19 protein-coding genes are annotated in these 25,758 nt (G+C 46.0%); 12 read left to right on the forward strand and 7 right to left on the reverse strand.

All coding sequences use genetic code 11. The features are described 5' to 3' along the window. Positions 1–239 precede the first annotated feature (239 nt). The 10 genes from DYH48_RS08705 (at position 240) to DYH48_RS08755 (ending at position 11,109) form a co-directional block, all read left to right on the forward strand. Positions 240–986, forward strand: a complete 747-nt coding sequence (locus tag DYH48_RS08705) for a YebC/PmpR family DNA-binding transcriptional regulator (protein ID WP_115334537.1) — start codon at positions 240–242, stop codon at positions 984–986. Between the two features lie 120 nt (positions 987–1,106). After that, entirely contained in the window at positions 1,107–1,628 is a 522-nt protein-coding gene (gene ruvC / locus DYH48_RS08710) for a crossover junction endodeoxyribonuclease RuvC (RefSeq protein ID WP_006081743.1), read from the forward strand. Beyond that, positions 1,625–2,242, forward strand: coding sequence for a Holliday junction branch migration protein RuvA (gene ruvA / locus DYH48_RS08715; RefSeq protein ID WP_006081742.1), 618 nt, complete (start codon positions 1,625–1,627; stop codon positions 2,240–2,242). Before ruvC ends, ruvA begins: the two co-directional genes overlap by 4 nt. 47 nt (positions 2,243–2,289) lie before the next feature. Next, positions 2,290–3,294: a Holliday junction branch migration DNA helicase RuvB gene (ruvB, locus tag DYH48_RS08720; protein WP_006086781.1), complete on the forward strand. Its 1,005-nt coding sequence runs from the start codon at positions 2,290–2,292 to the stop codon at positions 3,292–3,294. A gap of 1,004 nt (positions 3,295–4,298) precedes the next feature. Next, positions 4,299–6,860 carry a TonB-dependent receptor plug domain-containing protein gene (locus DYH48_RS08725; RefSeq protein WP_115334538.1) on the forward strand — a complete coding sequence of 854 codons (2,562 nt, stop codon included), beginning with the start codon at positions 4,299–4,301 and terminating at the stop codon, positions 6,858–6,860. Between the two features lie 260 nt (positions 6,861–7,120). After that, positions 7,121–7,801, forward strand: coding sequence for a response regulator transcription factor SsoR (ssoR, locus tag DYH48_RS08730; RefSeq protein WP_012089296.1), 681 nt, complete (start codon positions 7,121–7,123; stop codon positions 7,799–7,801). Positions 7,802–8,025: 224 nt separating this feature from the next. Beyond that, positions 8,026–9,153 carry a M14 family metallopeptidase gene (locus DYH48_RS08740; RefSeq protein WP_012587584.1) on the forward strand — a complete coding sequence of 376 codons (1,128 nt, stop codon included), beginning with the start codon at positions 8,026–8,028 and terminating at the stop codon, positions 9,151–9,153. 12 nt (positions 9,154–9,165) lie between these two features. Then, a complete protein-coding gene (locus DYH48_RS08745) occupies positions 9,166–9,483 on the forward strand; it encodes a zinc ribbon domain-containing protein (protein ID WP_115334539.1) in 318 nt (105 codons plus the stop codon). Continuing rightward, positions 9,480–9,761 (forward strand): YeaC family protein, encoded by a 282-nt coding sequence (locus DYH48_RS08750; protein ID WP_006081736.1) that lies wholly within the window; start codon positions 9,480–9,482, stop codon positions 9,759–9,761. Before DYH48_RS08745 ends, DYH48_RS08750 begins: the two co-directional genes overlap by 4 nt. Positions 9,762–9,880: 119 nt before the next feature. Beyond that, a protein-coding gene (locus DYH48_RS08755) for an IS3-like element ISShes2 family transposase (protein WP_115334540.1) occupies positions 9,881–11,109 on the forward strand; the annotation gives its coding sequence in 2 pieces (ribosomal slippage) (positions 9,881–10,232 and positions 10,232–11,109; 1,230 coding nt in all). 69 nt (positions 11,110–11,178) lie between these two features. Here DYH48_RS08755 and ansA read toward each other — a convergent pair. Together ansA and sppA are read right to left on the reverse strand one after the other, a co-directional pair. Next, complete coding sequence (gene ansA / locus DYH48_RS08760; protein WP_012089292.1) at positions 11,179–12,192, reverse strand: asparaginase; 1,014 nt, start codon at positions 12,190–12,192, stop codon at positions 11,179–11,181. Positions 12,193–12,329: 137 nt separating this feature from the next. Further along, the gene (sppA, locus tag DYH48_RS08765) at positions 12,330–14,177 is read right to left on the reverse strand and encodes a signal peptide peptidase SppA (RefSeq protein ID WP_115334541.1); all 1,848 of its coding nucleotides are present in this window, start codon (positions 14,175–14,177) and stop codon (positions 12,330–12,332) included. A gap of 165 nt (positions 14,178–14,342) precedes the next feature. Between sppA and DYH48_RS08770 the strand changes: the two genes are divergently transcribed. After that, positions 14,343–16,361, forward strand: coding sequence for an NADPH-dependent 2,4-dienoyl-CoA reductase (locus DYH48_RS08770; protein WP_115334542.1), 2,019 nt, complete (start codon positions 14,343–14,345; stop codon positions 16,359–16,361). 307 nt (positions 16,362–16,668) lie between these two features. On the opposite strand, the gene yfaE is transcribed toward DYH48_RS08770, so the two are convergent. The 5 genes from yfaE to ubiG form a co-directional block, all read right to left on the reverse strand. Beyond that, complete coding sequence (gene yfaE / locus DYH48_RS08775; protein WP_014358007.1) at positions 16,669–17,091, reverse strand: class I ribonucleotide reductase maintenance protein YfaE; 423 nt, start codon at positions 17,089–17,091, stop codon at positions 16,669–16,671. Between the two features lie 37 nt (positions 17,092–17,128). Continuing rightward, positions 17,129–18,259: a class Ia ribonucleoside-diphosphate reductase subunit beta gene (gene nrdB / locus DYH48_RS08780; RefSeq protein ID WP_006081731.1), complete on the reverse strand. Its 1,131-nt coding sequence runs from the start codon at positions 18,257–18,259 to the stop codon at positions 17,129–17,131. Positions 18,260–18,342: 83 nt separating this feature from the next. Further along, complete coding sequence (gene nrdA / locus DYH48_RS08785; RefSeq protein WP_006086770.1) at positions 18,343–20,631, reverse strand: class 1a ribonucleoside-diphosphate reductase subunit alpha; 2,289 nt, start codon at positions 20,629–20,631, stop codon at positions 18,343–18,345. A gap of 524 nt (positions 20,632–21,155) precedes the next feature. Then, positions 21,156–21,827, reverse strand: coding sequence for an HAD family hydrolase (locus DYH48_RS08790; RefSeq protein WP_115334543.1), 672 nt, complete (start codon positions 21,825–21,827; stop codon positions 21,156–21,158). A 1-nt stretch (position 21,828) separates the two neighbouring features. Further along, the gene (gene ubiG / locus DYH48_RS08795) at positions 21,829–22,539 is read right to left on the reverse strand and encodes a bifunctional 2-polyprenyl-6-hydroxyphenol methylase/3-demethylubiquinol 3-O-methyltransferase UbiG (protein WP_006086768.1); all 711 of its coding nucleotides are present in this window, start codon (positions 22,537–22,539) and stop codon (positions 21,829–21,831) included. Between the two features lie 385 nt (positions 22,540–22,924). On the opposite strand from ubiG, the gene gyrA reads away from it, so the two are divergent. Then, entirely contained in the window at positions 22,925–25,675 is a 2,751-nt protein-coding gene (gene gyrA / locus DYH48_RS08800) for a DNA gyrase subunit A (protein ID WP_006086767.1), read from the forward strand. Positions 25,676–25,758 lie beyond the last annotated feature (83 nt).

A 25,758-nucleotide genomic window follows, 5' to 3' on the forward strand; every position in this document is an offset into this window, starting at 1 on the left:
TCGTTTTGTGAAAGGCGATTGGCATTAGTCGATTGGCGTTAGTCTATTAGCATTAGTCCTTATCAGTTATTTTTAGTCGTACCGAAAACCGAGGCGCAAGCCTCGGTCTGTTTTTAGTGAATCGTCATTTCTTTGCTTATCAATATCAGTTAGTTCAATCCTACATAGCCGTTATTCAATCCATTACACCTCGGCTCTTGATAAGCTATGCGATGACACCTCAGTTAAGGAGACTTCCCATGGCAGGTCACAGTAAATGGGCCAACATTAAGCACCGTAAAGCAGCTCAAGATGCTAAACGCGGTAAACTCTTTACTAAATTCATTCGCGAATTAACCGTCGCAGCCCGTGAAGGCGGCTCAGATCCCGATTCAAATCCACGATTACGTGTCGCCATTGATAAAGCCCTCGGTGGCAATATGACCCGCGATACGGTTGAGCGCGCGATTAAACGCGGTGCCGGTGAATTAGAAGGTCAGCAACTCGAAACCATTCTCTATGAAGGTTATGGCCCAGGCGGCACCGCTGTGATGGTCGAAACCATGACGGACAATCGTAATCGGACTGTGAGCGGAGTGCGCAATGCATTTAGTAAATCGGGTGGCAATTTAGGCACGGATGGTTCGGTTTCTTATCTGTTCACTAAGCGTGGGGTGTTATCCTATGCGCCGGGAACCGATGAAGATGCATTGATGGAAGCGGCGCTTGAAGCGGGTGCGGAAGATATCGTCAGCTATGATGATGGCGCGATTGACGTCTTCACCGATCCCGTTGATTTCTATATGGTGAAAGATGTGCTCGATAAAGCGAGTTTTGTGGCAGATAACGCTGAAATCGCTATGATAGCCTCGACGAAAGCTGAGCTTGATCTAGACACCGCCGAAAAATTTATGCGCCTTATCGATACCCTTGAAGATCATGACGATGTGCAAGAAGTGTATCATAATGCGGAAATCTCCGATGATGTGATGGCAAGCCTAGGTTAGATTGACTGTGAGCTGGATTTGGGCGTCAATCTAGACCAATTTCAGCTCGCACACGCTAACGTAGGACACTCGCTAATCCAGGAACTGAGACGAACATTCAGATCCCATATAAGGCATTAAATGGCAATTATTTTAGGTGTTGACCCAGGTTCACGGATCACAGGCTACGGCGTGATCCAATGTCAGGGACGGCATCAGATTTACCTCGGCAGTGGCTGTATTCGCACTTCGTCTGAAGAGCTACCTGGCAGGCTTAAGCAAATATTTGATGGGATCACTGAAATTATTCGTCAGTATCAACCGGACGAATTTGCGATTGAACGGGTATTTATGGCAAAAAATGCCGATTCTGCGCTCAAGCTTGGTCAAGCACGCGGCGCGGCCATTGTCGCCGCCACTGTCGCCAATTTACCTGTGGCTGAATACAGTGCGACTCAAATTAAAAGCGCAGTCGTTGGCACGGGGCGAGCACAGAAAGCTCAAGTACAACACATGATCCAACAACTACTTAAATTACCCGCAGCCCCACAAGCTGACGCCGCAGATGCACTCGGTGTTGCTGTGTGTCATTATCACACCAGCCAGAGTTTAATCGCATTGAGTGGCCGGGCAACGGCAAGAACATACGGACGGTACAGATGATAGGTCGTTTACGGGGCGTGTTAGTTGAGAAACAAGCGCCAGAAATTTTGATCGATGTTAATGGTGTGGGTTACGAGTTGCAGATGCCGCTCACCAGCTTTTATGAGTTGCCTGAAGTTAACCATGAAACTATGGTCTACACCCACTTTGTGGTGCGTGAAGATGCACAGTTACTCTATGGTTTTATCACTAAACAGGAAAGGGCGTTATTTCGCTTACTGATCAAGACCAATGGTGTCGGTCCCAAGCTCGCACTGACCATTTTATCAGGTATGACTGCCGGAGAGTTTGTGGGCTGTGTTGAGCGTGATGACATAGTGACCTTAGTGAAATTACCCGGTGTGGGTAAGAAGACCGCCGAGCGTTTACTGGTAGAAATGCGCGATAAGCTCAAGAGCTTGATGGAAGCCTCAGCAGGTTCAGAGCGTGAGTTTGTGCTGCAATCTAATTACTCTCCTGCGCCGACTGTTAATAGTGCTGAAGAAGACGCCATTTCAGCTTTAATTTCGCTGGGTTATAAACCGCCGCAGGCGAGTAAATCAGTTTCTGCAGCCTACAAAGAAGGTATGGATTCAGAAACCCTGATCAAAGCTGCCCTTAAGTCGATGCTTTAATTGAATAATGATGATAATTAAGATGAAAGCTGCGAGAAGGAAGAACAATGATTGAGGCAGACAGACTCATCCAGCCGCAGATCCAAGCTCAAGATGAATCCATCGACAGGGCAATGCGCCCTAAAATGCTCGATGAATACACGGGCCAAGATGACACGCGGGCGCAGCTTAAGGTGTTTATTCAAGCGGCGAAGAATCGCAACGAAGCCTTAGACCATATGTTGATCTACGGGCCGCCAGGATTGGGTAAAACCACCTTGGCTATGATTGTGGCAAACGAGATGGGGGTAAACATTAAATCCACCTCGGGGCCAGTGCTTGAAAAAGCCGGTGATCTCGCAGCTCTCCTGACCAATCTTGAATCCGGTGATGTGCTATTCATCGATGAAATCCATCGATTAAGCCCTGTGGTAGAAGAGATTTTGTATCCGGCGATGGAAGATTATCAGCTGGATATCATGATAGGTGAAGGGCCGGCGGCGCGTTCTATCAAGCTTGATTTACCGCCGTTCACTCTAGTGGGCGCGACAACACGGGCAGGGGCGTTAACCTCACCACTTCGGGCGCGTTTTGGGATCCCACTGCGGCTTGAGTTCTATAACATCAAAGATTTAAGCACCATAGTCACGCGTTCAGCGCAGGTAATGGAACTGGATATTGATGCCGAAGGCGCATTTGAAATCGCACGCCGTTCCCGCGGCACACCGCGAATAGCTAACCGATTGCTGCGCCGCGTGCGGGATTACGCGCAGGTGAAGCATGACGGTGCAGTCACCAAATTTGTGGCCGAACACGCTTTAGATTTGTTAGATGTGGATAGTGAAGGTTTCGATTATATGGATCGCAAATTGTTACTGGCCATTATCGATAAATTTATGGGTGGACCAGTAGGACTGGATAACTTAGCCGCGGCCATAGGCGAAGAACGTGAAACCATCGAAGATGTGTTAGAACCTTTCTTGATCCAACAAGGGTTTATCCAACGCACGCCCCGCGGCCGAATTGCAACCGTACGGGCATACCAGCATTTTGAGCTGATCAAACCCGAATAGCCATCTGCTTGATAATACCGATAATGAAAGGCGACCTAAGAGGTCGCCTTTTTTATGGTTAAAATTTACCTTTGGTTCGATCGGGGTGAAGTAAAGCGCACTTTAGCAAATCGAATGATGTTTAATGTGGCGTTAAATGTAGGAGCTTTTATGAGTTGATAACTACTAACGCCTCATTATTAAGTTGCATCAACACTCAAAAGTTTTACGGCTTTTATAGCTCACTATTTAGACATTGATAATAGCTTTTATATAGAAATCTATATATTTATAGCCAATTAGTGATCGCCTATATTTATTAACAAATGTATCTTTATAGTGTATTTATTGAGCGTGATTCTGAGTTTTTCACTATTTAGATTGATTTTTTTCTCTGAGATTAACTTAATTTAACAAATTTGATTTAGGCCATTAAATCCTCAATACAATAGTCGCTACCGTTACTCTTCGTTAGGCTTAGCATGCTGAATAATTTGTAATATTATTGTTGAGATTTTATTGGCGGCTTTATTCTCTATGCATAAATAACACAATTGATACTGATTGTATCTGTTGTTATATGCTGATTTGGTGAGATTATCTTAATTATTCTGGCTTTTCATTAGTTACTTACAATCTTTTTTATGCAGTTTAAGTGGTGGTTAATCAGTATTTCATTCCAACCAAAAGCTCTCGTTGCACATGCTAAGCGTGATCTATATCACACTTTTGCATACTGGTAATGTTTCATAAAAGTAACTCGTTAACAGTGTTAATCACTTATTATTTATCATCATTAAGACTTAACTTCTGATAAATTATATCGCTTAAGTTTTATCGAAAATAAAAATCATCAAATAAAACAAGTTGACTCATATTTATTAACATTAATGTTTAATTAGTTAATATTTTGAGTGTTGACGGGGTTAAAGTGAATCATCAGTATCGAGTGCAACACTAGTACATCAATAGTTGTACAAGCTGTAAGCATAAAAATAATAGTAAGATCTAGGGAGCATTCATACATGATCAAAAGAACCAAAGTAGCGTCGGCTATTAACTTAGCTATCGTTGCATCTATCACTTCTGGTGCATTTGTAACGTCAAGCGCATTTGCAGCGGAAGAAAAAGCCAAAGTTGAACGTATTGAAGTCACGGGTTCACGCATTCAGCGCCAAGATATGGAAACAGCTTCACCTGTGACCGTTATTGATGCTGCTGCGATTAAAGCGGAAGGTTTTACTTCTGTTGACCAAATGCTACAAGTACAAACATCTATGGCGGGTGCAGCCGTGGGTTCAAGCACTAACAATGGTGCTGATGGCGTCGCGCAAGTTGATTTACGTGGTATGGGTTCACAGCGCACGCTTGTATTACTGAATGGCCGTCGTATGGTGAACTCAGGTTCTGGTGCTGATAGTGCAGTGGATCTGAACTCAATCCCTGTGGCTATGATCGCACGTGTTGAAATTCTGAAAGATGGCGCCTCAGCGGTTTATGGTTCAGATGCGATTGCCGGTGTAGTGAACATTATCACTAAGAAAGACTTTGAAGGTTTCCAGCTCGATTTTAACGGCAGTGGCACTGACAAAGGTGACGGTGAGAGTGGTGATGTAAGTGCATTATATGGTTTCAACACAGAGGGTGGTAACTACACCTTTGGTGCTGCTTATGCTGACCGTCGTGGTGTTATCCAAGGTGATCGAGATTGGTATGACCCACTCGATAATACGAGTTCAATTATTCCAACTGGTGCATTAAACCAGAAGGTTATTGATGCAAATGGTAATTGGGTTAACAGAGCCACAGGTTATGATTATTCGAATGACGTTTACTTCCAAACGCCAAGCGAACGCCGTAGCTTATTTGCAAATATGACACAAGAGTTAGGTAATGATGTGGTACTAACCGCGGATGCTATCTATACCAATCGCCGTTCAAACCAACAGCTTGCGGCACAGCCTGCGCAAATCAAATTAAATGTTTGTGGCGACCCAAGAGTGACAGATCCAACTGCTGGTTGCCTTAATCTTGACCAAAGCATGGTTGATGCAGGGATTAAAGCTGACGCTCGCGGACAAGTGCAATATAACAGACGTATGAATGATGTTGGACCTCGTGTTTACAGCCAAGATACTGATACTTGGCGTTTATCTGGTGGATTAGCGGGTTCTTTGGATGTTCATACTGGTATGAACTGGAATGTGGACTACACATTTGGTAAGAACGAGGCTAAAACTGGTGTTGATAACTCAATTAACGCAACATTAATGGCTGCTTCTATTTATGCAGACCCATATGCGTGGTTTGAAGGGGCTCCACTGACGAATGAAATGAAAGACGTTTCGTATGACGAGAAATCAACTGGTGGCAATGAACAACAAACGTTGTCTGCTGGCTTAAATGGTGAACTCTTCGATTTAAGTGCGGGTGCTGTGGGCTTTGCGATTGGCGCTGAATACCGTCGTGAAAGTGGTTTCTATAATCCAGATCCAGTTGTTGTCGCTGGCGATAGTACTGCTGCTCAGCAAGACCCTACAAGCGGTAACTACAACGTTATCTCTATTTTCCAAGAAGTGAGCGTACCATTTACAGAAAAATTAACGGGTGAATTTGCACTGCGTTTAGATGATTATTCAACATTTGGTAAAGCAACTACGTGGAAAATTGGGTTGACATATGTCGCATCCGACGAACTTATGTTACGTACTGTCGCTGCTACAGGTTTCCGTGCTCCAAGTGTTGCTGAATTATATGGTGGTAATTCAGGTTCTTTTGATTATTTAACGAACCCTTGGTTACCTCTGAGTGAACAAACTGGACAGATTTTAGTTAATCGCACATCTGATGAAAATTTAAAACCTGAAGAATCTGAGTCATATACCGCTGGTTTAGTTTACTCACCAAGCTATATTGATGGTATGTCTCTGACTTTAGACTACTGGCGTTTCAAAGTAACCAATGCTATTGCTCGTGCAGATGTTCAAGTTGGTTTAGATGCTTGTTATAAAGGTGATGCAGAAGCATGTAGTACATTCAATATTACTGCCGATGGTGATTTGTTTAATTTAACAAGTGCATTAACAAACGTTGGGTCACAGGATACTAGCGGTGTTGATTTCAACTTAGCTTATAGCTTTGCATTGTTTGGGTTAGACTGGAAAGTCAGTAATGACACTACATACCTCATTAATTATGAGCAAGATGGTGAAAACTATACTGGCACTATCGATGGGAACTTCGGTGCTTACTCTCGTGTTCGTAACAACTTCAGCATTTCTGCGGGTCAAGATGATTGGAGTGTAATGTACTTCAACCGCTATATCCGATCTATGAATGATAATTACACTGACTATGATGTGAATGATGAACCATTTGCTGCTGTTAGAGGTGTTGATTCTATTCTGTATCACAATATTTCTGGTACTTATCACGTAAATGACAGCACCACAGTTAGCTTAGGGGTGAAGAACTTTACTGACGAGAAGCCGCTATACGTTACTAACGGTAGTGATGCTGGTACAGTTCCAGAAGTGTACGACACCATTGGCCGTACTATATACGGTGGTGTAACGGTTAAGTTCTAAGCTAAGTTAATACTCTTAGTGTTTAAAAAGCGCCTTAGGGCGCTTTTTTATTGTGAAATGGAGCTAGACACAGATTTTGAGTGGCTAAACATCATTTGACTCATCGCTTTTAAATAGCCAATTTTCGTTTAATTTTCCCTAAATTTCGTATTTTGTTCACAGTTTTCAACATCACACTTCTTAACGAATGTAATAGGTCTAGAGTCATCTCGATTCGCATGGTAATATAAATGATATAGATTCTCGTTTGGGTTTTAAGGATGAGTAAAATACTCTTAGTCGATGATGATCCCTTGTTTAGTGTGTGGTTGGCCGATGCCTTGGGCACACAAGGGCATCAAGTTGCATGTGCGGTGAATGGTGTCGACGGTTTGGCATGCATTGAAAGTTTTGCTCCCGACATCATAGTGCTTGATTTAGTCATGCCACAAATGAATGGTTTTGAGCTGTTAAAAGCGCGGGAATGCTCAACGCCGGTATTGATGATCTCAGCACGGGATAATGAAGACGATCGCATCACAGGTTATGAATTGGGGGCCGATGATTTTTTGAGTAAACCGTTTAGCATCAAAGAGCTATTTGTTCGCTTACGTGCTTTAGAGCGGCGTCTTTGTTCTCGTCAATCTCAATCGCCGCAAATAGCGACTGTGGCGGCGAAAGTGATTAACTTTGATGATATGAGTTATAGGATCACGATTGGCACGCGTTATGTCGATTTGACTCAAACCGAATTTAAATTATTTAAATATCTGTTTGAAAGGAAAGGCCAAGTCATCACGAAACAAGAGTTGCAACGCTCAGTATTACAAAAAGATCTGGGCCGATTTGACCGCAATCTTGATATGCACATTAGTAACACTCGCCGTAAATTAGCCAACATAAGCTTGCCGCGTAACTTAATCAATACAGTGCGAGGCCAAGGTTATAGTTTTATGGCTTAACACCATCGTTTACTACCTTGTTAACGGCTGAGTTTGACGGATGTTTGGCGTGAAACTTGGTCAATAAAAGGTCGACTGCAACTGCCTTGACTGATTTTACTGGCTTTCGTTTTCCCCTTGGGATGTTTTGGTTTATCCTATCGGCCATATAATAAAATGTGCCGCGTGCTATCAGTCGCGTGCCATTAACTGCCCTTAGCTTTAACAACCTATTAGGAATCATTATGCGGATCAGTGCCAACTTTGATGGCGGAAATATCCAAGTCGTCAATCTTGATAATAAAGACGATATTCAACTTGCTATTCGTCCCGATGCGGGCGGCGAGTTTTATCAATGGTTCAATTTTCGATTCGAAGGTGAGGTGGGTAACCATTACACCTTAAATATCATCAACGCGGGGACGGCTTCCTATACCAAGGGATGGGAAGACTATCAGGCGGTAGCCAGTTACGACCGTCAGCATTGGTTCCGTATTCCGACTCAATATAAAGACGGTAAACTGAGCATTAGCTTAGAGCTGGACTGCGATGCAATTCAAATCGCTTACTTTGCGCCATACAGCTATGAGCGTCACTTAGATTTACTCAGCGGCGCCCAGTTACACCCAGATGTCAATTTAGAGCATTTAGGCCTGACCTTAGATGGCCGCGACATTACCCTGATGAAAGTAGGGAATGGCGATCCTTCTAAACGCAATATTTGGATCACCGCCAGACAACATCCGGGTGAAACCATGGCTGAATGGTTAGTCGAAGGTCTCGTGAATCGTTTACTCGATAATGACTGCCCCACGGCGAAAGCGCTGCTCGATAAAGCCAATTTCTATATAGTGCCGAACATGAATCCCGATGGCAGTGTCAGAGGCCATCTGCGCACCAATGCGATTGGGATCAATCTTAACCGCGAGTGGCAAACGCCAAGTTTAGAAAAGAGCCCTGAGGTGTACCACGTCGTCAACAAGATGCAGCAAACTGGTGTCGACTTGTTCTATGATGTCCATGGTGATGAAGGCTTACCTTATGTGTTTCTCGCAGGTTGTGAGGGCGTGCCTGCCTACAATGATAAGCTGGCGCAGCTGCAAGCGGACTTCAGTCAAGCATTAACCTTAGCCAGTGCTGATTTCCAAACTCAGTTTGGCTATGACAAAGACGAGCCTGGCCAAGCGAATCTAACGGTTGCTTCTAATTGGGTCGCTCAGACCTTCGAGTGTTTATCCAATACCCTCGAAATGCCTTTTAAAGACAATAACAATTTGGCCGATCCTTTTGTGGGTTGGTCGCCAGAGCGCAGTATTTATTTAGGTGAAGCATCGCTTATCGCCATGCTCGCCGTTGTTGATAAATTACGTTAGGGCGAGGCTGATATGGCATTAATTGAATGTCCAGTGTGTCGCAAGCGGATGTCGAGTAAGGCGCCTTCATGTCCCCATTGTCAAGCGAGCAGCAATGGTGACAATGAGTCCTTATCACGGATTAGTCATATTCAAAAATCCAGCAGCTTAATGAATCAGAGTTTTGTTGCTATGACCTTGTTTATTGCTGGTGTGGTGATTTGGTTTTGGGGTGGCGAACCTGCCGAAGGTATGCGGGCGAATATCGCTGGAATATGCTTTGTGTTTGGTTTTGTGGGTTATCTCATCACACGAGTCAGAATCGTGTTACATAAGCGGAAAAGTGTATGACAGATATTAATCAAGTGATCGATCAAATGCCCATTGAAGTCTATGAAAGGCTTCGTAGTGCAGCAGAGCTGGGTAAGTGGGAAGATGGCACTGTGTTAAGTGAAGCGCAGCGTGAATCGACCCTGCAGGTCGTGATGTTGTATCAAGCTCGCAAGCTTGAGCAAACTGAGCATTTCACTATTGCGCCTGACGGTAAAATCAATGAATTGTCTAAAGCTGAGCTGAAAAAGCAATTCCGCGGTGAGCCAATTGCCGAGTTCAAAGTACAAGATTTGTAACTTACTCATTAGTTTGACGCCGTTTAATCTGAGTTAAAATTAAAAAGCCCATATCTAATGGGCTTTTTTGTTACTAGTTGTCCCGTCCTGAAATACGTTGACATAAAGAGGACTTCTTTATGACAACATCAATTAACTCAAGCCGTAAGCGCACACAACGAGATTACACCTTAGCCTTTAAATTAGGCGTCGTAGAGCGTGTTGAAAAAGGCGAAATGACGTACAAACAAGCCCAAGCCCATTTTGGTATTCAAGGCCGTTCAACGGTACTCGTTTGGCTTAGAAAACATGGTAGACTCGATTGGTCGAAACCTTTTCAGCATCCCCTTATGCCTAAGTCAAAAGAAACCCCTGCCGAAACGATCAAGCGCCTTGAACGTGAGTTAGCAGAAGAGAAACTGCGTAACCAAATCCTCAATGGCATGGTTGATATCATGGACAATGAATATGGAGCTGGCCTCAGAAAAAAGTACTTATCCGGTACGTCTGGCAAGCAAAAGGCAACGGCGAAATAAACCTGGCTGCCGCGTGTCGTGCTGCGGGTATGTCGAGGCAAGGTATCTACCAGGCAGTTGCTCGAATGGAAAGTCGTAGAGCTGAGCTATCGGTCATTAAAGACTGGGTCCAGTACTGGCGTAAATATATGCCAAGGTTAGGGGCCCGTAAGCTCTACACGTTGATAAAATCCAGGCTGGTTGAGCACGATATTAAACTTGGGCGAGATGGGTTCTTTACCTATTTGAGAAGTGAAGGTTTACTGGTTAAGCCGAAGAAAAGCTACACAAAAACCACGTTCAGCAAACACTGGATGAAGAAGCATCCTAATCTGCTGAAAGAGGAAGGACTGCATGATGCAGGGCATGTACTGGTCAGTGATATCACCTATCTTGAGTCAGACCAAGGTGTGCACTATCTGTCACTGGTCACCGATGCCAGTTCTCGTAAGATAGTCGGTCATCACGTGAGTAAAGACATGAAAGCCGAGAGTGTGGTGAAAGCGTTAAAAATGGCCATAAAAGATAAACGCTATATCGGCAACGCAGTGCATCACTCAGACAGAGGCTTACAATACTGCTCAGCAGTTTATCAGAATGCGCTTCAGGCGAGCCAAATCCAGCCGTCAATGACGGATGGTTATGATTGCTACCAAAATGCATTAGCAGAAAGAGTGAATGGCATACTGAAGCAGGAGTTTTTACTGCACCGATGTAGGACATTTGCGGAGCTGAAGATACTTGTTAGAGAATCGATAGCAATATACAACGATATGAGACCGCATCTGAGTTTGAATATGGCGACCCCTAATCAGGTGCACAATAGAAAAGGCCAGCTACTGGAGCTGGCCTAAAAACTGTCAACCTATCTTGGGGCGGGGCAAGTGATTGATCAATAAGGGAAATGTTTAAAGACTATGGCGTTAATCTATGCTCAGTTCACCGACTAGATTTTGTAACATGGCCGCTTTTATCTCCGCTGGCTGCAAATTTTTAGATAGTAAATAATGCAGTTTTGCTAAGGCTGCTTCTATGGTCATATCGGCGCCACTGATCACGCCCGCTTTAGCGAGCGCATTACCTGTGGCGTAGCCGCCCATATTCACCTTACCTTGGAAACACTGGGTAAGATTCACCAGCACTATGCCACGTTCATCCGCTTGCCTTAAGGTTTTGAGTAAGGCTGCATCCTGTGGCGCGTTACCCACACCAAATGTCAGTAGTATGAGGGCTTTAACCGGCTGCTGCAGAATGTTCTCAAAAATCTGGGTCGAGATCCCTGGATACAAAGTCACCACACCGACAGGCTGCGGGCTAATATGCGCCACTTCCAATGGGGTATCGTTGGCAACGGTGATTTTGCCAGCGCGCAGATTGATTTTGATCCCAGCTTCAAGCAGTAGCGGGAAGTTAGGCGAAGCAAAAGCATCGAAACCGTCGGCATGGGCCTTCGTCGAGCGATTACCTCGAAAGAGTTTGTTGTTGAAGAATAAACACACTTCTGCGACCGGATAATTCGCCGCAATATAGAGTGAATTTAATAAATTAGTTTGTCCGTCTGAGCGCAGCTGGGCGAGGGGAATTTGTGAGCCCGTTACTATCACAGGTTTTGACAAGCCTTGCAGCATAAACGACAGCGCCGAAGCCGTATACGCCATGGTATCTGTGCCATGGAGGATCACAAAGCCATCGTATTTATCGTAATTAGCTTGTATGTCATCAGCGATCATCTGCCAATCAGTCGGCGCCATATTGGAAGAGTCGATAAGTGGGCAATATTCGTTGATCACGAATGTCGGCATTTCTTCATGGTAAAACTCGGGCATAGATTGCACGCACTGAGTCAGGAATCCCGCCACGGGGACGAAGCCGTTATCGGTTTTTTGCATACCTATGGTGCCGCCTGTATAGGCAACATAAATGGAGCGTTTAGTCATTCTTGTCGTTTTCTTAGCTTCAAGTGGCCGAATTATACGATTTAACTGACATAAACCCAATAAAAAAGCCCGGAGATCCGGGCTTTGTCTTTGTCATCATCTTGAAGTTGCGAGCTGCAACCTAGACGCTGGCAGCTTTAGTTCATCATGTTGCAAGTATCGCAGTAGATGTAGACGTTATTTGGATCATCAAAAGAGGTTAACGTTTTCAAGCTGCTGGTCAATTGCGCTAGCATTTGCTCTAACATCGATGATTGGCTCAGTGAGGCGGGCAGGTAGCTCGATACTGAGGCAAACATCTGTTGCATAAAGCGTTGCTCGGGTGTCAGCTCTTGTTCGATAACGCGGGTGTCAAATAGTGTCATATCCGCGAGTTTAGCGGCTTTAGCTATCGCCTCATCTAAATCACCTAGTTCATCGACTAAGCCAAGCTCAAGGGCTTTTTTACCGCTCCAAACACGGCCTTGGGCAATCTTATCGACTTGTTCTATGGTCATCTTTCGTTCTTTGGCGACCAGCGAGATAAAGTCTAAATAGCCACGTTCAATATGACGTTGGATAATCGCTTCAACTTGCGGTGACAGCGTGCGTGTCACAGACAATCCCGCCCATTCCGACGTTGATACGCCATCGGTATGCACGCCTATACTGGCCAGAGAATCTTCGAAGGTGGTGATCATGCCGAAGATCCCAATTGAGCCCGTGAGCGTGGTTGGCGTTGCGAAGATGTAGTCGGCACTGGCCGAAATCCAATAACCACCCGATGCGGCCAAACTGCCCATACTGACGACAACAGGTTTGCCCGCTGCTTTAAGTGCCAGTAATTCTTGACGAATTTGCTCCGAGGCAAAGGCGCTACCGCCAGGGCTATCGACGCGCAGCACTAAGGCTTTAACGTGTTTATCGAAACGTGCCTTACGTAGCAGTTCGGCAGTGCTTTCGCCGCCAATTTGGCCCGCAGGTTGAGTGCCGTTCAGAATCGTACCGCTTGCGACAATAATGCCGACACTGTCTTGCTCAACAAAGCTTGGCAATGGCGTCACTAAGGTTAAATAATCATAAAAACTCACTTGCTTGAAACTGTCACCGCTGCTGGCTTTGCCCACGGTCTCTAGCATTGTTTGACGAAAATCTTCCGTGGTCGCTAAGCTATCAACCCATTTCATGTTGATGGCCATTGCCGCAGAGTCACCATTGGCTTTATCGAGCTCGGCCAAATAAGTGGTTGCATCGGGTACCAGTGAGTTAGGCTCAATATTGCGATTGCCTGCGACAGTCTGGGTGTAGCTTTGCCATACATCCGCTAAAAGCGCACTGCTGGCTTCGCGAGCGGCGTCGGACATATCGTCACGCATGTAGGGTTCAACCGCAGATTTAAAAGTCCCTACGCGGAAAATATGCGCTTTAACTTTGAGTTTATCTAAGGCCGATTTGAAGTACTGGTTGTACATACTCAGGCCATCAAGCGACACGCCGCCTTGGGGATTAAGGTAAATGGTGTCGGCAAAGCTGGCGAGGAAATATTGATTTTGCTCGTAGTAATTGCCGATGGCGACCACTTTTTTGCCGCTTTCTTTAAAGCGGTTAAGTGCATCTCCGATAGATTGCAGCTTGCTGATCCCGGCACGTTTCAAATCGGCTAGATCAAGTACTAGGGTACTAATCCTTTGATCTTGCGCGGCATTGTCAATTACATACAGCACATCGGCTAGCAGGATTTCCCCATCGGCGTTGGCATTTTGGCCTTGCTTGAATGCGGCTTCTAAGGGATCAACCTGTTGTTTCTGATCGACAATCGAGCCGGCCAGATTAAGCACCAGCGCCGAGTTGTCTTCTACTTGGATATCTTCGCTGCTGCCAATGGAGATGATAATGGCGGCTAAGATGCCAAAAAAGATCAGATTGAGGATCAGTTTACGCGTCCCGTTGAGGGTGTGCCAAATAAACAAACATATTCTCTTGAAAAACGATGGGTTAGCGGACATCTGCCACTCCTTTATAAGTCCAATCTGCCAATGCTAACTGAAAATGGCGCTACAGGCTAAACACAATTGTAAAGGATTTTGACTGATGGCCTCGATCCAACGGTTGAGCTTAGATTTGACTCAAGGTATGCTGATTTAAATCACTTGTTTTAAAAGGATGTTTGAATGTCGTTTCCCCATTTATTAGAACCCTTAGATCTGGGATTTACCCAGCTCAAAAACCGCGTGCTTATGGGCTCAATGCACACAGGTTTGGAAGAAGAAAAGGGCGGATTTGAGAAACTGGCAGCGTTCTACAAAGAACGCGCTCTGGGCGGTGTGGGTTTGATTGTGACGGGCGGTATTTCTCCCAATCTTCGTGGCCGCCTTACGCCGCATGCCTGTCAGCTGAGTTTTCCTTGGCAAGTCAGTAAGCATCGCGTGGTCACGCAGGCTGTGCATGAGGCGGGCGGTAAGATCTGTATGCAAATTTTGCATGCGGGCCGCTACGGTTATCATCCTTTTTCCCAAGCACCGAGCAAGATTAAATCACCGATTACACCTTTTACACCGTCTGCTATGTCTAGTCGCCAAGTGCGCTCGACCATTAAGGATTATGCCAGCTCAGCCGCCCTAGCTAAGAAAGCCGGTTACGATGGCGTTGAGGTCATGGGCTCTGAAGGTTATTTGATCAATCAGTTTGTCAGTGCGCGCACCAACACCCGCACCGACGAATGGGGCGGCGCGTTTGAAAAGCGGGCGCAATTCCCAATTGAGATTGTTAACGCGATACGGGCAAAGGTCGGAAAAGACTTCATCATTATCTTCCGTTTATCTATGCTCGATCTAGTGGATAACGGCTCGACTTGGGATGAAGTGGTGCAGCTCGCCCAGTGGTTAGAGCAAGCTGGCGTGTCTATTTTGAATACCGGCATTGGTTGGCATGAAGCGCGCGTACCGACCATTGCGACAAGTGTGCCCCGCGGCGCCTTTGCGTGGGTGACTGAAAAGCTCAAACAATCAGTTTCTGTGCCCTTAATTGCGACTAACCGCATTAACACCCCTGAGATTGGCGAGCAGATCATTGCCTCAGGTCAAGCTGACATGGTGTCGATGGCGCGGCCTTTCCTTGCTGATCCTGAGTTTGTCAATAAAGCCGCAGCGAACACGCCAGAGCTGATCAACACCTGCATTGGCTGTAACCAAGCGTGTCTTGATCATACTTTCTCCCTTAAGCGCGCTACCTGCTTAGTGAATCCTCGTGCCTGTTATGAGACTGAAATCAACTTCTTACCCACAGCAAATAAAAAGCGTATTGCGGTGATGGGCGCAGGTCCTGCGGGCATGGCGTTCTCTGTCTATGCCGCCATGCGTGGCCATCACGTTGTCTTGTTTGAAGCGAAATCCGAGGTAGGTGGTCAGTTTAATCTCGCCCGTAAAATCCCTGGGAAAGAAGAGTTTAACGAGACTATCCGTTATTTCATCAATCAAATTAAGTTGCATAAGGTGGAGCTGAGATTAAACACTCGCCTCGATGCCAGCGTGTTGGCAACCGAAAAGTTTGATGAAGTGGTGATAGCGTCAGGCGTTGTGCCGCGTGATTTAGTCTTACCCGGCTTTGACGACCCACGCGTGGTCGATTATCAAAAAGTGCTCTCGGGTGAAGTGACTGTCGGTAATACAGTCGCCTTGATTGGTGCTGGCGGCATAGGGTTCGATATGGCGCACTTTTTGTGTGAGCGCCAATCTAGCACGCTGAACGCCGATAAATGGCTACAACAGTGGGGCATAGATAAAACTTACCAACATGCGGGCGGCCTGACAGAACCTCAATCCGACAATACCGATCATCGTAAGGTGTTTTTACTGCAACGTAAAACGTCGAAGATGGGCAAAGGCTTAGGTAAAACCACTGGCTGGATCCACCGTCTTGTGCTTAAGCAACATGATGTGAAGATGAAAACAGGCGTGAGTTACGATAAGTTTGATGATGCGGGACTGCATATTCGCGTGGGCGAAACCGCTGAAGTGCTGGCCGTTGATAATGTTGTGCTTTGCGCTGGACAAGAATCGAATCGCACTTTAGTGGATGAGATGAAAGCGACGGGCTTGACTGTGCATCTGATTGGCGGCGTGGATGTCGCAGCAGAGCTTGATGCTAAGCGTGCAATTCGCCAAGGCGCTGAGCTGGCAATGCGTTTATAGAAACTCGATAAGTCTTCTGCGATAAGCTTTAGGCGTTAAGTTTTAGAGCCTGAAAGCCTGAAAGCCTGAACCTGTGTTCAGGCTTTTTTGTTTTGGTTTTCCGCGGGAATGCATTGAAAATAGTGAGAAGTGTGGGGTTTAATGCGTTTGGTCGCTAATTGGCGCGGATTGATTAAGGCAGTATTGAAAGGGACTTTGTGTTTAACAGGTAATGCTTGTTTTAACGCCGCTTACTGAAAAAGTGAAAGTTGTTTATTCAGAGTGGATCATTTAAAGCAGCTTATAGAGAAGTCTAATCTTGGCGCTGTTAGTCTTCAAACACTTCTTGTTTTAACGTGTGCGTGGTGCTTGCTTCATGCTGTGTTTGCTTTGACTTAGCCAAACTGACTTTGCTCTGACGAGGTTGACACGCATATGTGACTACGGCCGCACCTTCAGGTGACAAGTCCAGCTCTAAATCTTCGGTAGGCACACAGCAGCAGGGTAAACATTCATCATGTTTAAGTTCGGCTAAGGGCTCGTTTAAGTAGCTGACTTTTCCGCTGATGACCCGTGTTTTGCAGGCACCGCAGAATCCGTTGCGACATTCTGAGAAGATTTTAACTTTTTTTGCTTCGAGCGCTTGCAACAAGGTGCCTTGTTGCTCGGTAAAGAGCAACACAGGTTGACCTTGAAGGCGCACGATTGGCGCCTTCGCAAACAGGTTTTGTGGCCGTTTTTTCGATGTCACTGTTGTAATGCCATTTTTAACGTCACTTTTGAGCGTCTTAGAGATCGAAGTCGAGGAATTCATCGCCATCAACCGCTGAGTCAATTTGACCGACAAGGTATGAAGACACTTCCACTTCCTGAGGCGCGACTTGCACTGCATCGCTTTCTAACCAGTTTTTCATCCAAGGTAATGGATTGGTTATTTCAGGATAAGGTTGCGGCAGGTTCACCGACTTCATCCGTTGGTTCGTAATAAACTCAACGTATTGGCAGAGGATCTGTTCATTCAAACCTATCATAGAGCCGTCTTTGAACAGGTATTTTGCCCATTCTTTCTCTTGCTCTGCGGCCTTGAAGAATAAATCGAAGGCTTCCTGTTGGCATTCTGCAGCAATTTCACCCATTTCTGGATCGTCTTTACCGCCTTGCATGATGCTTAAAATATGCTGAGTGCTGTTTAAGTGCAGTGCTTCATCACGGGCAATCAGGCGAATGATTTTCGCGTTACCTTCCATTAGCTTACGTTCAGCAAAGGCAAATGAGCAGGCAAAGCTAACATAGAAACGAATCGCTTCTAGGGCGTTGACTGACATCATGCACAGGTACAAGGCTTTTTTCAGGGTACGAGTGTTGACTATGACTTCTTTGCCATCGATAACATGGGTACCCGCGCCGAGTAAATGGAACACTTGAGTCAGTTGGATCAAGTGATCGTAGTAAGCGGCGATATCTGTCGCACGGCTTAATATTTCTTTGTTCACGACGATATCGTCGAAGATCACTGAAGGATCGTTAACGATATTGCGAATAATATGGGTGTATGAGCGCGAGTGAATCGTCTCAGAGAAAGACCAAGTCTCAATCCAAGTCTCTAGTTCAGGCAGCGACACCAGTGGTAAAAAGGCCACATTGGGTGAGCGACCTTGAATCGAGTCGAGTAAGGTTTGGTATTTCAGGTTAGAAATAAAGATGTGTTTTTCATGATCGGGCAATGCACCGTAGTCAATTTTATCGCGACTGACGTCTACTTCTTCCGGGCGCCAAAAGAAAGATAACTGCTTTTCTATCAGTTTTTCGAACACTTCATATTTTTGTTGATCGTAACGAGCCACGTTGACCGATTGACCTAAAAACATAGGTTCACGGGTGGCATCGTTGGGTGTTTGACAGAAGGTAGAGTAGGCCATGGTGCTATTTTCCAATGGATAGGGATCCACTCAATCGGGATCCCTATACTTTTTATTTGTAAGAGCCGCGTTAACGTTAAAGACTAGATTTTACACGCGCCGCCGGCGCAACCATCGTCTTCTTTCTCTAAATTGGTGATGTCATCGTGTGAATCCGACGCACCATCGCGAGTGTTATGGTAGTAAAGCGTTTTCACACCTAACTTGTAAGCATTGAGCAAATCTTTCAGCAGGGTTTGCATCGGTACTTTACGGCCTTCAAAACGTGAAGGATCGTAGTTAGTGTTGGCTGAAATCGCTTGGTCAACGAACTTCTGCATGATACCCACTAGCTGTAAGTAACCGTCGTTGCTTGGCATTTTCCACAGTAATTCATAGCTATCTTTCAGCGTATCGAAATCTGGCACGACTTGCTTCAACTGACCGTCTTTGCTCGATTTCACGCTGATAAGACCACGTGGTGGCTCAATACCATTGGTCGCATTGGAGATTTGCGACGAGGTTTCTGAAGGCATTAATGCCGACAGCGTTGAGTTACGTAGGCCATATTGCTTGATATCGCTACGCAGTGATTCCCAGTCTAAGTGCAATGGTTCAGCACAAATTTTATCTAGGTCACGTTTGTAGGTATCGATTGGCAAAATACCTTGAGAGTAAGTGGTCTCGTGGAATAACGGACACGCACCTTGCTCTTTGGCCAAGTTCATTGAGGCTTTCAGTAAATAGAACTGAATCGCTTCGAAGGTTCTGTGGGTAAGCTCGTTCGCGCTGCCATCGGAATACTTCATGCCATTTTTTGCTAAGTAGTTAGCAAAGTTAATCACGCCTATGCCTAAAGTACGGCGATTCATCGAGGCAATTTGCGCGGCCTTGATGGGGTAATCTTGATAATCCAACAGGTTATCCAGTGCACGTACGGCGAGGTCGGCTAATGGCTCAATATCAGATAATTCTTTGATCGAACCTAAGTTAAGTGCTGACAGCGTACAAAGCGCGATTTCACCTTCTGGATCATCGATGTTGTTCAATGGTTTAGTCGGCAGGGCGATTTCAAGACACAGGTTAGACTGTCTGATCGGTGCGACTTTTGAATCGAACGGGCTGTGAGTGTTGCAGTGATCCACGTTTTGAATGTAGATACGGCCAGTTGAGGCGCGCTCTTGCATCATCAGTGAAAACAGCTCAACTGCCTTTATGGTTTTCTTACGAATGCTGCTGTCTTGCTCATATTGCACATATAAACGTTCGAATTCGTTTTGATCTTCAAAGAAAGCATCATACAAGCCTGGTACGTCAGATGGGCTAAACAGGCTGATGTTTTCGCCTTTGATCAGACGTTGATACATGACTTTGTTCAGCTGCACACCGTAGTCTAAATGACGGATACGGTTGTCTTCGACGCCGCGGTTATTTTTCAATACCAGCAGAGATTCGACTTCTAAGTGCCAAATAGGGTAGAACAGGGTCGCAGCACCGCCACGCACGCCGCCTTGAGAACAAGACTTCACTGCGGTTTGGAAATACTTATAGAAAGGTAAACAACCTGTGTGGAAGGCTTCACCACCACGGATTGGGCTACCTAAAGCACGAATACGACCGGCGTTAATACCGATACCCGCACGTTGGCTAACGTATTTCACGATAGAAGAAGCAGTCGCATTGATTGAATCTAAGCTGTCACCACATTCGATCAGTACGCAAGAGCTGAACTGACGCGTTGGCGTGCGCACACCGGCCATGATTGGCGTTGGTAGCGAAATCTTAAAGGTCGATACCGCGTCATAGAAATCTTTAACGTATTTCAGGCGCGTTTCTTTTGGATAACGGGCAAACAAACAGGCCGCGACCAAAATGTAGAGGAACTGGGCGCTCTCGTAGATTTCGTGCGTCACACGGTTTTGAACTAAATATTTGCCTTCAAGCTGTTTTACCGCAGCGTAAGAGAAGTCCATATCGCGCCAATGGTCGATATAGGTATCCATCACGTCGAGTTCTTCGCGGCTGTAATCCTGCAGAATGTGCATGTCATACTTGCCAAGCTCAACTAACTTAGTCACGTGGGTATACAGTGCTGGCGGCTCGAACTGACCGAAGGCCTTCTTACGCAAATGAAACACCGCTAAACGGGCGGCGAGGAACTGATAGTCCGGTGATTCTGGAGAAATTAAATCCGCCGCCGCTTTGATAATGGTTTCATGGATAGCTTCGGTTGGGATGCCATCGAAAAACTGTAGGTGCGAGCGAAGCTCAACTTCAGAAACAGAAACGTTTTTTAATCCCTTGGCTGCCCAAGTAATTACGCGGTGTATTTTTTCGAGATCGATATTTTCACGATCGCCACAGCGTTTTGTGACTGTCATAGTGCTATTCATTTGGAGATAGGCCTTGGTTCTTATATCTATTTAGGTGAGCAAGTTCACCGTACGTATCCTTGTAAAACAATCAATAACCGTCCCTTAAATACTGCTGACTGGTTGAAAACGAGTCAATTAAGCGGCGAGCTTCTAGTGTGTCTGATTGCTACCTATACACAAGATATGGTGTTTTAAATTATCTGGGATACAAGATAGTGAGGTTTGCCCCTATTTGCAAGTCTGAATTCAGGGGACATCTTGTGGATAAGTTGAGGATAAGCTTTCGCGTTAGTAACGACTAACCTTGAAGCTCAATTTCAGGTTAGCGTGTCGCACTCATGGGGGATTTTTAGGCGATCTTTTCTTTAGATCGCGATCGCGTACAAGTGCCGATCTTTTATCCGCCGACCTTTCGCAGCCTGATTTTATTCGCAGGTAAAAATCAGGCAAACACACTTATGTGCGTCTGCATAGTCACTTTAGCAAAAGGTTTATCTTCGAGTGCAAAAGTGAAGTTTGTTAACCATTTTATGGGCGAGTTTTCAGGCGAATGCGTCGGCTAATGCCTGATGTAACTCAGTTGGGCTGGCAAAGTGCGCGTGAGCTGGCCACTGCGATGGCTTGTCGTTGACACCCAGATAACCCCATAGGGCAACGCCGCCTAACATGCCCGCCGCCCTAGCTGCTAACAAATCCCGCTCGGCATCCCCAAGATACAAAATGTGCTCAGGTGCGCAGTTCAGTTGCTGTGCGCCTAACAACATAGGTGCTGTGTGGGGTTTTGGGTGTTTGGTTGAATCGCCACTGATGATAACGGGCATACGTAAGTGTAAATTCAGTTTTCGCAATAAGGGACGGGTAAAGCGGGCTGGCTTGTTGGTGATCACCCCAAACGGCAGCTGCGTTAACTCGAGCCAGTCGAGTAATGCTGCAATGCCTGTGAATAGCGCACAGTGATCGCCATTAATGCGCTGATAGTGGGCGAGCAGCCCTTGCTGAACTTGAGTACGAAGATCATCCGCTGCATTGGGGATCGCCGCATCGACTAAGGCAAAACTGCCGTGGGATGCGGCGTAGCGCATGGCCGCTAACGGCTGCGCGGCGATGCCGACGTCCTGAAGACTTAAATTAAGGGCCTGCACCAGATCCGGCGCGGTATCGGCTAAGGTGCCGTCGAGATCGAACAGTACGCCTTGGATCTGTGCCAGACTCATATTAATCAACCTTACGCGTTGCGATCATGTAATTGACATCAACTTTAGGCGTGTATTTAAAAATGCCCGTCAGCGGGTTGTAGCTGATGCCTAATGCATCGGTACAGATAAGGTCGGTATTGTCCACAAGCTCAATCAATTCCGAAGGCTTAATGAATTTTTTATGCTCATGGGTGCCAACCGGCAGCATCTTCAGTAAATATTCTGCGCCGAGAATCGTGTGCACATAGGATTTAATGTTGCGGTTGATGGTGGAGAAAAACACAAAGCCACCGGGTTTGACCATGTCACAGCAAGCCTTGATCACCGATTGTGGATCGGGCACATGCTCCAGCATTTCCATACAGGTCACCACATCGTAATAGGCTTGATGATCTTGGCTGTGGGTCTCGGCAGTATTTTTTACATAATTAATGCTTACGCCCGTTTCGAGGGCATGCAGGCGCGCGACTTCTAAGGGCTCATCACCCATGTCAAGACCATCAACCTCGGCACCTATGCGGGCCATGCTTTCAGATAAAATCCCGCCGCCGCAACCAACGTCGAGCACTTTCTTACCGAAAATACCGCCAGCAGTTTGATCGATATAATTTAAGCGCAGCGGGTTTAATAGATGCAGCGGCTTAAATTCACCGTTGAGATCCCACCACGTTTCGGCCATACGTTCAAACTTTGCGATTTCCTGTGGGTCCACATTGGTATTCTGATGCATGCTATTACCTGAAGTAGCTGTATTGTGCGGCTATTATAACGACTATGTTTGATAAACAAAGTGTTCGACTGAGCTAAGCCCTTGTGGTTGAGTGAATTTTCAGCAGTTTTCTGCTTTTATGTTAATTGTTGTGCTCCGTATCGACCTTTTACTTCATCCCTTTGACGATTTTTTCTCATCCTAAGCCGCGAATTCCAACGCTGGTTTATCGCTCAAACGACCAAATTGACAGTGTTTTCATCTATTAAGCCACCAGACTCTCAATTCGATAATGATAGGTCTGGCGACATTAAATAACTGTGTTAGAATGCCAAATCACGTTTTTGGGCTAGGCAATGATACGGATTATACGTTGTCGGCTATTTTTCAGGGGAACGAGCAGTTTATGACTGATCTGGCATCATCTATTTCGCCAATTAATATCGAAGACGAACTAAAGAATTCGTACCTTGATTACGCCATGAGCGTTATCGTGGGACGTGCATTACCAGACGTGCGCGACGGCTTAAAGCCGGTTCATCGCCGCGTTCTGTTTGCCATGAGTGAATTGAAGAACGATTGGAACAAGCCTTACAAAAAATCTGCCCGTGTGGTCGGTGACGTCATCGGTAAATATCACCCTCATGGTGACTCTGCTGTTTATGACACTATCGTCCGTATGGCCCAGCCATTCTCACTGCGTTACACCTTAGTAGATGGCCAAGGTAACTTCGGTTCGGTCGACGGTGACTCAGCGGCGGCAATGCGTTATACCGAAATCCGTATGGATAAGTTAGCGCATCAATTACTGGCCGATCTTGAAAAAGAGACAGTAGATTTCGTCCCTAACTACGACGGCACAGAACTCATTCCAGCTGTATTACCTACACGCGTACCTAACCTGTTAATTAACGGCTCATCGGGTATTGCGGTAGGTATGGCGACCAACATCCCACCACACAACCTAACGGAAGTCGTGAAAGGCTGTTTGGCACTGATTGAAGAACCCTCACTGTCTATTGAACAGCTGATGGAATACATTCCAGGTCCGGATTTCCCAACTGCGGCAATTATCAATGGCCGTAAAGGCATTATTGATGCCTATAAAACTGGCCGTGGCCGCGCGATCATGCGTGCACTGGCGGATGTGGAAACCGAAGATAATGGCCGTGAACGCATTATCGTGACTGAAATCCCTTATCAAGTGAACAAAGCCCGTTTAATCGAGAAGATTGCCGAGCTGGTCAAAGATAAAAAGCTTGAAGGGATCAGCGGTCTACGCGACGAGTCTGATAAAGACGGTATGCGTATCGTTATCGAAATTAAGCGCGGTGAAGTGGGCGAGGTGGTATTAAACAACCTGTATGCTCAAACGCAAATGCAGTGTTCTTTCGGGATTAACATGGTGGCCCTGACCAATGGTCAGCCTAAACTGTTTAATCTTAAAGAAATGCTCGAATGCTTTATTCTGCATCGCCGTGAAGTCGTGACGCGTCGTACCGTATTTGAACTGCGTAAAGCCCGTGAGCGTGCCCATATTTTGGAAGCGCTGGCGGTTGCACTGGCTAACATCGACCCGATTATTGCGCTGATCAAAGCCTCGCCAACGCCTGCGGATGCCAAAGTTAAATTGGTTGAGCAAGGTTGGGAATTAGGCCACGTTCAAGGCATGCTGGAAAAAGCAGGCGATGACGCCGCGCGTCCTGAGTGGTTAGAGCCACAATACGGTATCCGTGACGGTCAATATTTCCTGACTGAGCAACAAGCTCAGGCGATTCTGGAACTGCGTTTACACCGTTTAACCGGTCTTGAACACGATAAGATCATCGCCGAATACGAAGAGCTGCTCGAATTTATCGCGGGTCTGCTGTTTATTCTGCGCAGTCCTGAGCGTTTGATGGAAGTCATCAAGGAAGAGTTAGTTCAAATCCTTGATGAATACGGTGATGCTCGCCGTACCGTGATCAATGCCAACGAAGTCGATATGAGTCTTGAAGACTTGATCAACGAAGAAGACGTTGTCGTGACACTGTCGCACTTAGGTTATGCCAAGTATCAACCATTGACCGATTACCAAGCCCAGCGCCGTGGTGGTAAAGGTAAAGCGGCAACTAAAGTAAAAGACGAAGATTTCGTTGAAAAACTGTTAGTTGCCAATACCCATGACACCATTTTGTGCTTCTCTGACTTTGGTAAGATGTACTGGCTCAAAGTGTATCAATTGCCACTAGCGAGCCGTACGGCTCGTGGTCGTCCAATTGTTAACTTGCTGCCTTTATCCGATGGCGAGCGCATTACTGCGATTCTACCAGTACGTGAATACGCGGCTGACAAGTACATCATCATGGCGACCTCACACGGTACTGTGAAGAAAACCGCACTAACAGCTTATAGCAACCCACGTGCAAACGGCATTATCGCCGTTAACCTCAAAGACGGTGACCAACTGATCGGTGTCGATATCACTAACGGTGATGACGAAATCATGTTGTTCTCGAACGAAGGTAAAGTTGTTCGCTTTGGTGAGAAAGTCCGTGATTCTGAAACAGGCGAAGTGAAAACCGATCCTGAAACTGGTGAAGAAGTCTTGTCCTTACGTCCTATGGGCCGTACTGCAACAGGCGTTCGTGGTATCCGTTTAGAAGAAGGTCAAAAAGTTGTGTCGCTTATCGTACCCAAAGGCGATGGCGCGATTCTGACGGTAACTGAAAACGGTTACGGTAAACGGACTCAATTGTCTGAATACCCAGCGAAGAGCCGTGCGACTAAAGGTGTGGTTTCTATCAAGGTGAGTGAGCGTAACGGCGCAGTTGTTGGCGCAGTGCAAGTGGGTCTTAACGACGAACTTATGCTCATCAGTGATAAAGGCACCTTAGTGCGTACACCAGCGGGCGGCGTGTCTATCATTGGCCGTAACACGCAAGGTGTGACGATTATCCGCACTGCGGGCGACGAGAAAGTGGTTGGCCTGCAACGTATCGACGAAATCCAAAGTGATGAAGATGAAGTCGAGCTGGATGAAAACGGTTTACCGATTGTTCCTGTCATTATCGAAGGCGAATTAGCCGACGAGGCTCTTGATGAAGAGCTGGATGACGAAGAAGAGTTGGACGAAGATGAAGACGAGCTTGCTGATGATGAGCAAGACGAAGAGTAATTAAGTGCCATATTAACGAGCGTCCAATTGGACGCTCGTTTTTTTAATGGCATTGATTGTTGGTAGCATTATTCGTTTTAGAA

It is taken from the genome of Shewanella baltica (assembly GCF_900456975.1).
Taxonomy (GTDB): domain Bacteria; phylum Pseudomonadota; class Gammaproteobacteria; order Enterobacterales; family Shewanellaceae; genus Shewanella; species Shewanella baltica.